Below are 12,740 nucleotides of genomic sequence, written 5' to 3'. Positions count from 1 at the left end.
TTCATGTCATTCTATTATGCTGCTTCTTTCCTATCCTTTGGCAACAGAATTGCCAGCAAACCAATCAGCGGCAATACGCTGCATGCGATCATTACAAAGCTAAGCGAGCGCGCGTCCGCCAAATATCCGAGTATAACCGCGCCAAGACCGCCCATACCGAAAGCAAGTCCAGTAATGAGTCCTGAAGCAGTTCCCACCTTGCTCGGCATAAGCTCCTGCGCATATACGACGCTGACCGAGAATCCAGATTGCAAAATAAATCCAAGCACAGCAATCAACGGGTATACCCATGGCAGCGGCAGATGCGGAAGAATGAGTGCGAATGGCGCTGCGCCGAGAATTGAAAGCAGCATCATTTTTTTTCGTCCAATACGATCCGCTAATATACCGCCTAAGAAAGTTCCAGCCACGCCCGCTGCCATAAATAAAAACAATGGAATCTGCGCTTGCTTGATCGTTAGATGATACGTTTCCACCACATAAAACTGATAAAAATTACCTATAGCAGCCGCATACCAAGAACGTGCAAAAACGATCATAAACAGAATCGAAAGTGCAAACGCGACAACCTTGGGCGCAAGTGCTGCCTTTACTTTACCTGCAGCCTTCCGCTGCTGCATTTTCCCATCGTGCACAGCGAGCTGCGTCTTATACCAAGGAACGACCTTCATCAAAATAATAATCGCTGAACCAGCTAGCAGAGTCCCCCATATGGCACCCTTCTGTCCAAACGGCAAGAAAATTAACATTGTCATTAATGGACCGAGCATCTGACCAAAATTGCCGCCAACCTGATAGATCGACTGGGAGAAGGCTCTACGATTGCCTGCTGCTAAATGTACGACTCGCGACCCCTCTGGATGGAACACCGCTGAGCCAAGGCCCACGAATACAACAGCAAGAAGAACCGTGTAGAAGCTCGGTGCAAAGGCAAGACCAACCATCCCAACCATACTGGAGAGCATACCGATAGGAAGCATCCAAGGCGCAGGCCTCTTGTCCGAGATCAAGCCGACAACTGGCTGCATAACCGACGAGGTCATATTGAGCGTAAAAGCAATCCAGCCAATTTGCGCCAAGCTTAGTCGCAGTGACTGCTCTAAAACGGGAAACAAAGCTGAGACAACGGATTGCATCATATCATTCATGAGATGAACCGAACTAATGCAAATTAATATGGAATATACAGTAGCAGATTTCATTGCTTCTTTATTTATGCTTCTCATTTCTAACGGTGCTGACATGTTAAGCAGGACCTGCCTTTCTTGACGAAAACCATGACTTCCAAAGCTGCAGTACGCAGGTTATTATTCTTAAGCGAATTTCATGCAAACAGGACTTGGCAGTTCAAGCTCCGAATCCAGCTTCGAGAGCAGCCCGCTCTCCGCATCTATCGTAAATACAGTAATATTAGCCGTCTTCTGATTGGCAACAAGCAAATGGTCACCGCTTGGTGTAATTACGAAATTTCGCGGTATCTCGCCGCCGCAAGGAATATGCTGAATAAGTTCAAGCTCTCCGCTTTCTTGATCAACTGCAAATACAGCGATGCTGTTATGCCCGCGGTTTGAACTATATAAATAACGTCCCGAAACACCTAAATGAATATCCGCGGAGTCATTATATCCGTTGTAATCAGCCGGCAATGCCGAAATCGTCTGCCCTGCTGTTAATACACCTTGCTCAGCATCGACCTTCAATTGTGTAATTGTAGAATCCAGCTCATTCATAACGTAACCGAACTTTTCATTCGGATGAAAAATCAGGTGACGCGGACCGGCGCCAGGATGAACTTTACTAATGCCATGAGGAGTAAGCGTGTGCTGCTCCGCATCATAGCGGAAAGTTACGATCGCATCGATGCCCAGATCGGCAGCACATACAAAAGATGAACCGAGCGGCACGATACAATGTGCGTGCGGTGCATCCTGCCTTGCTGCGTTAGGACCCAGCTCCCCGGAATGCTGCTGAACGGAAGAGGCTTCTTCTAAAGCTCCCTCAGCTGTAATCGGGAATAAAGCAACATTTCCGCCAGTATAGTTAGCAGTGAAGAGCATATTCCCAGACGGGTCCGTACTTAAGTAGCATGGATCTGCGCCGTGAGTAAGAAGACGGTTGCTTGCAGCGCTCAACAAACCTGTTTCTTTATTTATCGAGTACGTTGCGATCGAACCGCCCGGCTCAGCTCCTGTCCTATCTGTTTCACTAACTGCATACAAACTGCCGCCATCAGAATTCAGCGTTAAATAAGAAGCATTCTCTAAGCCGCTCAGACGCTGAATAATGCTTAGCTCACATGTCTCCTCATTGAACGTGCACACATGAATGGTAGCCTCTTCCGCTGTTCCATATGACCCAACATAAAGAAACTTACTCGATGCTGCTTGCCCATTTTTATTACTCATCTTTATCATCCTCTCTTACTTTTTTTAGCATTACTGTGACCATAGCACATGCCGCTTTATCAAACAATGTCTTTTTTTTATAAAAGACTTCACAAATACTATTGTGACATGCTACAATGTAAGCGCTAACAAATCAGCGATTCACATTTCTAAAGGGGGAATTGAGATGGTGAATGTTGTAATGAGCGAACGGAATGTGTATGAGGATTTCGAATTGGAATCGGATGTGCTGTACTTCAAGCTCGGTATGCAACAACTCGTAAGCTTCCATGGCAGGAACTATAGAATAAAGAAAAGAATGACTGCCGAGCAAATTAACCAGCTGACGAATGAACGCAGTTTCTATCAAATCAGCTCCAATTGCTACATTAATATCGGAAAAATCAAGATGATCGATGCTGGCACGATTCATTTCGACTCCGATATCTCCGATTCAAAGCAACTACATGTCAATCGCCGCAAGCAATTTGTCATCCAGCAGCTGTTTTCACAACGAACTTCCAACAAAGATTTACGTATAACTCCATAGTTGTACATACAACCGCTCTATTTTCCGCTATTATCGGAATAGGGCGGTTGTTTGTTGCGCGCTGTCCTGCTATTCTAAAGTTGAATATTCCAAACATTTATTGTAAAGATCAAACTCATTCTTATTAAATTTTAGGAGGACTACCATGTCGACGCAAGGACAAGCATTCGAACAATTATTCAATGATGAACAGGCTGTATGGCTGCAATGGGGCGCTTATGAAGCCGCTGTTTTGCCGGCTGTTGGCGCTAACCTTATCGCTTTTCGCGACAAAGTAAATAACTACACCTTTCTGCGTGAACCATCACTAGAGGAAATGGATAGCTTTAGAGAAAATCCGGGCATCCATGGCATCCCTGTATTGTTCCCTCCCAACCGCTATGAAGACGGTACCTTTACTTGGAACGGCCGAACATATAATTTCCCTGTTAATGAAGCGAAAACAGGCAACCATTTGCACGGATTTTTCCATACCGCTGCATGGAGCGTCGAGGATTTTGGCACAAACAAAACGGAAAGCTATGTATCACTCAAAATCTCTATCGATGAAAGCCACCCGATCTACAAATACTTGCCGCATCGGTTCACCATAAAACTTCGTTACGCTCTGAATGATACGGGACTACTGCAGCACGTATCGGTACATAATGAAGGAACGGAAGCAATGCCTTGTATGATCGCTTTCCATACGACGATCAACGCACCATTCGCTTCGAACAGTACGTCCGAAGACTATCGCTTCACACTCACAACCGGTAAGCGTTGGGAGCTGAATGAGCGTATGCTTCCGACAGGCAAATACCAGCCGCTTGTAGCGGATGAGGAAGCGATGAAGATAACAGGTATTTCACCTTTCTGGGAATCGATGGACAACCATTACACTACTGAGCCGCAAAACGGCCGTAATTCAATGGTACTTACCGATACACGCAATGATGTAACACTTGTATACGATATCGGAACGGCTTATAAGCAGTGGATGATTTGGAACAACAACGCCACGCCGGGCTTCTTCTGTCCTGAGCCGCAGCTTAATCTAGTCAATGCGCCGAATGTGAATTTGCCGGCTGAGCAAATCGGTCTTGTCTCACTTGAGCCAGGCGGAATTTGGGAAGAATCAAGCCGTTTGTACGTTAGAAAATAATTACTGATCAAAAGGATAGCAGCGTTGTCGCTGCTATCCTTTTTTTTATCTGCTTTTCCGTCCAAATGTAGGACAAGGGTGACTATTGTCGAGAAAGGCTGTAAAATGTATGTATCAGCTCCTCTAATGTCGAAAACTGAAGGGAGATTATAATGATTCATACGATTTGGAAAGCACTTGTACTTACAAGCTTCTTAGCTTTTATTCTCATCGTCATTCCACAACCGGCTGTCCACGCAGGTATATTTGACCGTATCAAAGACATTTATAATACTCCCGAGAAAATAAGCGAGCTTCAACAACAATACATTGAAGCACAGGAAGCTCTGGCAGAGCAACAGCGTCAGCTCGAGGAATCCGCAAAGACTGCCGCAGAATATGCGCTTAAACAGAAAGAACTGCTTGCCCAAAACGAGCAGCTTATGGCACAAAATGCAGATTTGCAAGCTGAGATGGATGCCATGAAGCAGGACAAGAAATCCTTTATAAGCAAACTTATTAATACTGTCATTATTATCGTCGTTGTTTTTGCAGCTTATATCGCATCCATACGAGTCTGGCGTTATATTGTATGGCGTAAGCAGCGCAGCAGCGGCAGCAGAGGAATTAGCGGATGAATATAACCACTCCCTCCCAGGTCGGGCACGTGCATCTCAGCCTTGATGAAGCGGACAAGCTGCATGTGCTGCACCCCAAATCAATTATTGCCTATCAAGGCGACCCGCAGAACCGCGAGGATCGTTTCATGGATTTCGCCGGCATGTACCGTAAGAAACGATGGATCCGCTCCCTAATTTCGGGACCCTCCGAATTTATTGTCGGCTTGCCCGCGGGCTGTTCACTTGAAACGATTCATATCCATGAGAAAAGCGATTTATTGTTCGACTTCCGGCATATCCTCTTTTTCTCGGATGGAATGAAGCTGAAGTCTGTCGTTCAGAAAATGAAAAACGTGTGGATTACAAAGGAATTTGTCCGCATGCGTTTTTCAGGACCTGGCTTGCTCGGTATTATATCAGCTGGTGATGTGAAATCAATTCAGCTTCAACCGGATCGCCCGCTTTATGTAGAGACTGGAGCACTCGTAGCATATCCTGAGCATGCATCCATCCAGCTGTCTGTCTATGGCAATAAGCTTGCAAGCCAGCATATGAATGTCCAGTGGGAAATTCGCGGCACCGGCCCTGTACTTATTCAGACGGGCTCACGTGATTCCGATTTAGAAGAACAGCTGCAAAACGGAGGTTTTATCAAAAGAATTCTTCGTGAAGTGCTGCCATTTGGCGGCATCTATATTAAGTAAGAAGAGGCTAGCCTACCGTCAGCAGACGGAAGACCAGCCTCTTCTTTATTTAAATCCCTTTTAATGAAAAACGATGTGTATAGGCTTGATTCGCAAACAACGTATATTGTTGTTCCGGTCGTTGTCCCCAGCTGTCATTACCACCGACGCCTGTTTGCTTATGATTGACGCGAACGACCGTTTTGCTGCTCTCTGGCAGTAGATGAATATGGTCAAAGGCTTCCAGTTCAAAAGGAGTATATGGCAATACATTCAGTTCAAAATACGGTGCGCCCTTCAGGATGAGCCCTTCCCCTTGTGCATTCGTAATCGCTGCATGGCGGACGTCCATTTTATTGCCGCATTCTTGTGGCCGAATATAGGGTACGAGCTGATCCTGAACTTTGCCAGCGTAAAGCCCCAGCTTGCCTCCCGTTTGGCGGTCCCAATACGTTTCATCCGGACCTTTGCCGTACCAGCTTAGTTGATCAAATTGTGCAGGCATTTGGAATAGAACGCCAATCTCCGGTATTTCCGGTAAGGCTTCCCCAGGCTGCAGCTTCTCATATACATTAATCTCTCCATCTCCGCTTACCGTATAAATCATGGAAAGCAGGGACTCAGACGTAGTAGGCAAGCTGTACTGTACACTAACGGTCACACTGCTCGCCTCAATCTCCCAAGTCATAGCTTGCAGAACACGCTCCGCACCCGCTTCCCGCCAAGTCGCGCAGCGCATATGCTGCTGATTGCCGCGATCATTATCTGTATAGGCGCGCCAGAAATTCGGTCTTAACCCATGCGATAACCGCTCTGATCCATTCCATTCATAGGATGCAAGATTTCCGTTTGTTAAATCGAATCGTGCTTGAAAGGAATCACCGCTTACGAGCAAGGTATTCGCCGATTGTTCAATTTTAATGGCTGGTTTAACAGCTGCCGGGCCGATGACAAGCTCAACAGGCGCTGGCAATATAAATTGCTCGAAAGCTATTTCATGTCCAGCGTCTGCCCACAGAGTTTGCTCCTTAAGCAGCAGCTGTACAGTTAAAACAGCTTCGGATGAAACGCTTGTAAGCTTCGGAAGCGCATATGGAATAGTTAATGTTTCTTCCGTTTCCGGTGCTGCAACGGCGTCTGCCGTCCCTGCTTCGACCGTAATGCCATCGATAGCAACTTGCCATGCGAGCGTAAAGCGATCTAAGGAGCTGAACAAATGACGGTTGCTCACCTTCACTTGTCCGATCTTCAAATCAATCGCCTCAAACTTCGCATTTTGATAAACTTTCTTCACCTCTTGAAGCTTAGGCGACACCTTACGATCTGCGAAAATAAGGCCGTTCCCACAGAAATTGCCGTCATGCGGTGATTCGCCGAAGTCACCACCGTACAGCATTTTCACTGTTCCGCTGTCGTCCGTTATTCGAATAGCTTGATCTATCCAATCCCAAATGAAGCCGCCTTGCAATATCGGATATTTCTCGAAAACCTCCCAATACAAATGCAAGCCTCCGCAGGAATTACCCATGGCATGACTATATTCACAAATGATAAAAGGTTTCTTCGGGTTATTTCTTGCGTAATGCTCAACGCCTTGCGGACTTGTGTACATATGGCTTTCAATATCAGAAGAGGAATCCGATTCACGGAAATGAAATGCTCCCTCATAATGAATGACACGTGACGGATCGGCTTCACGAAGAAAATCATGCATTTTTATAAAGTTGTCTCCGCCAAAGGATTCGTTGCCAAGCGACCATATCACAATGGATGGATGGTTCTTATCCCGCTGCAGCATCGAATTACAGCGATCCAGCACCGCTCCGGTCCATTCCGGCCTGCTTCCCGGCACTGCTTCCCCAAGCTCCTTCTGTCCATAAGACCAAGAACCATGAGTCTCCAGATTCGTCTCATCGATAACATACAAACCGTATTCATCACAGAGCTTGTACCAAAGCGAGTTGTTCGGATAATGTGAAGTACGTACAGCATTAATGTTGTATTGCTTCATTAGTTCTACGTCCTTGCGCATATCTGACTCATTGATGGCACGGCCGGTGTCGCATGCGAATTCATGACGATTTACTCCTTTGAACATAATGCGGCGTCCATTGATTTGCATCAAGCCGTCTTTGATCTCGAACTTACGGAAGCCGACCTTGCAGCTTATTGCTTCAAGAAGCGTTCCATCCTCCCACTTCAAGCTTAAAATCAACGTATATAAATTCGGCTGCTCTGCGCTCCATTTTAACGGATTACGTACAGTGCCTTGAAGTTGTGCAGCAGTTAACTCCTCACCCTCCACCTTTGACTGAATCGTAAGCGGTTTCGGGAATACGGGGGCTCGATTTGAATCATACAAAGCTGCCTCCACCGTAATCTCACCCAGCGGTCTAACAAAATAATTAAGCAGCTTCGCGTCAATAATAAGCTCTGCATCCTGGTACTGCTCATCAAGCTCCGTATGCACAAAGAAATCGTAAATATGTGCTTCTGGTGTTGAATACAAGTAGACGTCACGGAAAATGCCGCTCATGCGCCAAAAATCCTGATCCTCCAGCCAGCTCGCATCGCTCCATCGATAAACCTCAACTGCCAGCTTATTCTCGCCGCTTGTAAGATAAGGAGTGAGATCAAACTCGGAGGGCGTAAAGGTATCCTGACTAAACCCTACAAGCTCACCGTTCAGCCACACATAGAAAGCCGATTCCACACCTTGAAAGCTAATGAATATTGGCTTGCCATTCCATTGTTCAGGAACCGTAAAGGTACGTACATAAGAGCCGACGGGGTTATAGGCAGTTGGAGCGAACGGCGGCTTTATGTCCTCGTTGCCGTCCCATGGATATTTCACATTTGTATATTGCGGATAATCATAGCCCTGCAGCTGCCAATGAGCTGGAACTGTAATGTCATCCCACTGACTAAGATCATAATCAGCTTCATAAAAGTTCGCAATTCGGGATTCCGCATTCGGAGCGAACGCGAATTTCCATTGTCCGTTCAACAGCAAATAGTTCGAAGATTTGTTATGGCTGCCTTCCCATGCTTCCTCTATCGTATCAAATGGCATTAAAGATGCATGTGCATCCAAACGGTTCAGTCGATAAATTTCAGGATTGTTGTTCCACTCCGGATAACCGTTGGCCGGCGGTGTATAGATTAGCTTCTTACGCATAAAATCAAGCACCTCATCACTGTTAATTTATATTATATTCAAATTATAAGTCATTCCGTTTTCAAGAGTAATAAACAATATTCACATCACATATAAAAATATGAACATTTAACACACTAAACATAGAAAAAAGGCTGATCAGGCAAAATGCCTAATCAACCTTTATTCGTCTATTCAAATCAGCTAACCGTTATAGCTGCAGCTGCTTCAAATTATAAAATTCACCTTTGCTCGCCATGAGCTCATCGAATGTACCAACCTCGACAATACGTCCATGCTTCATAACGACAATACGATCTGCATCCCGTATCGTTGACAAGCGGTGAGCGACAATGAACGTCGTCCGACCCTTAATCAGCTCCTGCATCGCCTTCTGAACATGGAATTCCGATTCATTATCAAGCGCAGAAGTCGCCTCGTCCAAAATAATAATTTTGGGCTCGCGTACGAGCGCACGGGCAATCGCGATTCGCTGACGCTGCCCGCCGGACAGCTTGCCGCCATGCTCGCCTACCATTGTGTCTAAACCATTCGGCAGCTGCCCGATAAATTCAGATAAATTAGCCATCTCAACGACACGCCTCACTTGCTCATCGGTAATATCACGAAGACCATATGTTATATTATCTCGAATCGTACCCGAGAACAAAATATTCGTCTGCGGCACGACTGCCAAATGCTTGCGATAACTGCGCAAATCAATGTCCGCCAAATCAATGCCGTCCATTAGCACCTTGCCGCCGGTAGGCTGCAAGAAGCCTATAACTAGATTAAGTACTGTCGATTTGCCAGCACCGGACGCACCGACAAAAGCGATACATTCGCCCGCTTCAACGTTGAGAGTAACGTCCTCAAGCACATGGTGCTCGCTCCCTGGATACGACAGCTCAACGCCCTCGAAGGAGAATTCACCGCGCACATCTGGAACCTTTCTTTTACCGCTGTTATTCTCAATATCGGTAGACTGCAATATTTCTTTAATCGAATGAATGGACTCAAGCCCTTTTGCAATTTGCGGATAAATATTAATAAGACCGGTAACAGAACCAAGTATCATCGCGAAGAAGCCTTGGTACATGACGACATCGCCAACCTGAATTTCTCCATTGTAAGCTAGATACGCGGTAAATATTAAGCAAAGCACCTGAAATACTTGAAATGTCACCCAGTTTGTCGAGCCGAAATAAGCCTCTACCAAATCAAGCCGATAACCTTTGCCTTGAATGTTGCGAAGCGTCGAATCAATACGCGCAATCTCAACTTTCTCCAGACCATGCGCGCGCGTAATCGGAATCATCTCAACCATCTCCGACACCCGTGACGACATCTGCTCGATTTCCTTGCGGAATTCCTTGTTCGACTTCCGAATTTTGCGCCGGAATACGTTCACAATGGCTATAGACATCGGAATGGTCAGTACAAAAAATAATGAAACCATCCAGCTGCTTTTCAGTGTGATGATAAAGGAGACAATGATGTTCACGACAGCCGGCGCGAGCGCTAGCATGAATTGCTTCGACATCATCTCAACCGCTTCAACATCTCGCAGAACCTTGGACTGCAGCTTGCCCGCAGGCAGCTCGCGATGTTGATTAATAGACAACTGCTGCAGCTTGCGCACCAGCGCGCTCCGCAGTCCCGCTTCTACGTAACGTACCGCACGGCTCAAAAAGGAAATGTAAGCAGCATGCGTCGGTATATTTTGCAATATAACGATCAGTATAATAACAAAATTAATCCAGATCCCGCTAAGCGGATATTTGGCTGGATTCGTTGCAATATTAATAATATTAGCCGTTACGATTGGCAGCACATAAACAGGGGCGCTCTTTATGACCAAAAATAATAAGGAAACGAATAGATTTCCGAAATTGCCTTTATACAAAGACAATAAAAATTTTAATGGGCTGGTGTTTTCTTCTAGTGCAGCATTCTCAAACGTGCTCCCTAGACTCTTCACAGCACCAAGCTGAGTTTTTACAACCCTCTCTGACATTGTTTTCTCCATCCTTCTGCAGCTCTGCATGATGAAATTCCGTTCTGTATACGATAAGCTACCGCATCATATTACGCTCATTTTCGCTTCCTGTAAATGAATAATATTGTACATCTTCTATTCGATTTTGTTGTGAGTGATTAACGGTGTTTAAGCAAGAGCACAGTACGTTGCAGTTTGTGCAGTAGAATTCACTTCAAGCTGGCTGCTTCTTACGTACACTGTAGTTAGTACAATAGAATCGATTGTTCCATCAATATCCGAAGGAAATAAGCAGCTTTCTATTGCATTAATACAACGTAGACCGCCTTGTTCACGTTCATGTAAGCTTTCTATTGCAGAATCTGCAATAGAGCTTTTTTTGACCAAATTGATAATAGCAGCATAACTGCAACATATACAGGGGAAAATACCCAAGTGGCAGCAAACCTTTAGAAAGCGGAGTGAGTACTTTGGATAATAAATACGTTAAAGAAACACGCTGCTTTAAAGTTTCGAGAGTATTTCCAACGGATGTAAACAATCATAATACATTATTCGGCGGCAAGCTTATGTCTTATATCGACGATATCGCTTCAATATCCGCTTCCAAATTATGTCGTGTCACCGCAGTAACGGCGTCAACCGATTCCGTCGATTTCCTGCACCCTATCCGGCCAACGGATTCCGTTTCCTTGGAGTCATTCGTTACATGGACAGGCAAAAGCTCAATGGAGGTATTTGTAAAAGTAATTAGAGAAGATTTAAAAAGCGGCGAGCGCAAAATCGCAGCCACCTCTTTTCTCACTTTTGTAGCCTTGAAAGAACAAAATGAGACAATACTTGTACCTCGTATTGTCCCTGAATCAGAAGAAGAAATTAAATTATATGAAACGGCAGAGCATCGAACGGCTATGCGGAAGCAGCGCAGAGAGGCGAGCAAGAAGTTCGCCGATTATTTGCTGACGAAGTATCCTTGGGAATGAGCCGATTACCCCTTTAACTTTTGTTCAGTTCGAAGTGAAGGATTGCTGCGCGTTCCCTCGCCAAGCCATTTCATTGTTACAATACCGACAACTAAGCACCACACTGGAGCAGAAATACCAAGGAAAGAAATATTAGCTACCGCAATCGCAAATGTGAACGCTGTTGAATACCGATAAGTCGATTCCGAAAATGCAGATTGAAGACTTTGAATAAATACGCCCATTAGCGAGAAGCCCGTTAGCATCCAAATAAAAGATAGCGGAAGTATATTAATAAAGGCGATAACTTTCCATGCGAATATTCCAAAAATAGATACCAGCACTCCTGAGACGATAGCAGCATAAGTACGAGATTCCTTCTTACCTGCTTCTTCGCTGCTGCACAGCATACTCATCATTCCGCCTATATTTGCAGTATGTCCGCCCAAGAAACCGACAGCCGCGGTGGCAACACCGGTTATCGCTATCGTTTTGGAAGCAGGAGGCTCATAGCCGTTTTTCCGAAGTGCTGCCAAGGCTACGAATAAATCATTGCTAAGCACGAGCATTGTCATGGGCAGCGTCAAGGATAACAAACCGTTTAATGAAAATTCGGGCTGAACCACATGGGGCATCGCGAACGGCAGCGACGCCATCGCCGGAAGATCATAGCCAATCCAAAGGGCCAGCAAGCCCATACAAACAACGCCCAGCACGGGAGGACATCCCTTAAACAAGCGTGGAAATAAAAAGAAACCTAGCATTGCCATAAATCCAACAAAAGGTGCGTCCTTCATTGCAGGAACGATTTTCACAATATGGCTGAAAATTAATCCAGCTAACATCGCGTCCATAAGCGGCTTTGGCAATACGGCAAGCAGCTTGTCAGATAAACCAGATAATCCAAATACTGCGATTATGATCCCAGTTAAAATACTTGCGCCAGCGAGCTCCTGCACTGAAAACTGGGTAGCAGACATACTTAAGAAAGCGGACGCTGTGATGGAATGGGCGCCGCCAAACGGAATTTTGTATTTTAGCGTCAAGGCGATATTCAATAGTCCACCAAAAAAATAAACGGCGAACAACCATGAAATGAGCTCTACCGTCGTAAAACCAGCATTTTCCGCGCTGCTTACAATTAGAACCGCCCCACCTGTACAAGCGAGCAATGCAGATAAGATACCCGTAAATAGATTTTGCTGATTCAGTTTTGCATGTTGTGTCATAATCAAATCGCTTCCTCTTATAGTTATACTGAT

General features: G+C 45.4%; 10 protein-coding genes. 5 read left to right on the top strand and 5 right to left on the bottom strand.

The genetic code is table 11. The features are described from left to right. Positions 1-14: 14 nt before the first annotated feature. Positions 15-1,244, bottom strand: a complete 1,230-nt coding sequence (locus AC0YN6_RS07345) for an MFS transporter (RefSeq protein ID WP_475746013.1) — start codon at positions 1,242-1,244, stop codon at positions 15-17. A 69-nt stretch (positions 1,245-1,313) separates the two neighbouring features. After that, positions 1,314-2,405, bottom strand: a complete 1,092-nt coding sequence (locus tag AC0YN6_RS07340) for a lactonase family protein (protein ID WP_475746012.1) — start codon at positions 2,403-2,405, stop codon at positions 1,314-1,316. Between the two features lie 166 nt (positions 2,406-2,571). On the opposite strand from AC0YN6_RS07340, the gene AC0YN6_RS07335 reads away from it, so the two are divergent. The 4 genes from AC0YN6_RS07335 (at position 2,572) to AC0YN6_RS07320 (ending at position 5,381) form a co-directional block, all read left to right on the top strand. Then, entirely contained in the window at positions 2,572-2,934 is a 363-nt protein-coding gene (locus tag AC0YN6_RS07335) for a LytTR family transcriptional regulator DNA-binding domain-containing protein (RefSeq protein ID WP_475746010.1), read from the top strand. 145 nt (positions 2,935-3,079) lie between these two features. Beyond that, positions 3,080-4,078, top strand: a complete 999-nt coding sequence (locus AC0YN6_RS07330) for an aldose epimerase family protein (protein WP_475746009.1) — start codon at positions 3,080-3,082, stop codon at positions 4,076-4,078. 152 nt (positions 4,079-4,230) lie between these two features. Next, positions 4,231-4,695: a hypothetical protein gene (locus AC0YN6_RS07325; RefSeq protein WP_475746008.1), complete on the top strand. Its 465-nt coding sequence runs from the start codon at positions 4,231-4,233 to the stop codon at positions 4,693-4,695. Then, positions 4,692-5,381 (top strand): AIM24 family protein, encoded by a 690-nt coding sequence (locus AC0YN6_RS07320; protein WP_475746006.1) that lies wholly within the window; start codon positions 4,692-4,694, stop codon positions 5,379-5,381. Before AC0YN6_RS07325 ends, AC0YN6_RS07320 begins: the two co-directional genes overlap by 4 nt. A 49-nt stretch (positions 5,382-5,430) precedes the next feature. Here AC0YN6_RS07320 and lacZ read toward each other — a convergent pair whose 3' ends face one another. After that, positions 5,431-8,538 (bottom strand): beta-galactosidase, LacZ type, encoded by a 3,108-nt coding sequence (lacZ, locus tag AC0YN6_RS07315; RefSeq protein ID WP_475746005.1) that lies wholly within the window; start codon positions 8,536-8,538, stop codon positions 5,431-5,433. A gap of 190 nt (positions 8,539-8,728) precedes the next feature. Then, on the bottom strand, positions 8,729-10,534 hold the full coding sequence (locus tag AC0YN6_RS07310; RefSeq protein WP_475746003.1) for an ABC transporter ATP-binding protein: 1,806 nt from the start codon (positions 10,532-10,534) through the stop codon (positions 8,729-8,731). 452 nt (positions 10,535-10,986) lie between these two features. Here AC0YN6_RS07310 and AC0YN6_RS07305 point away from each other — a divergent pair, with 452 nt between their 5' ends. After that, positions 10,987-11,499: an acyl-CoA thioesterase gene (locus AC0YN6_RS07305; RefSeq protein WP_475746002.1), complete on the top strand. Its 513-nt coding sequence runs from the start codon at positions 10,987-10,989 to the stop codon at positions 11,497-11,499. A 5-nt stretch (positions 11,500-11,504) separates the two neighbouring features. On the opposite strand, the gene AC0YN6_RS07300 is transcribed toward AC0YN6_RS07305, so the two are convergent. Further along, complete coding sequence (locus AC0YN6_RS07300) at positions 11,505-12,707, bottom strand: benzoate/H(+) symporter BenE family transporter (protein ID WP_475746001.1); 1,203 nt, start codon at positions 12,705-12,707, stop codon at positions 11,505-11,507. Positions 12,708-12,740 lie beyond the last annotated feature (33 nt).

This window comes from Paenibacillus sp. J22P15, from assembly GCF_056269345.1.
The sequence above is the reverse complement of the archived record's forward strand: the minus strand, read 5'-3'. Positions and strand labels throughout refer to the sequence as shown.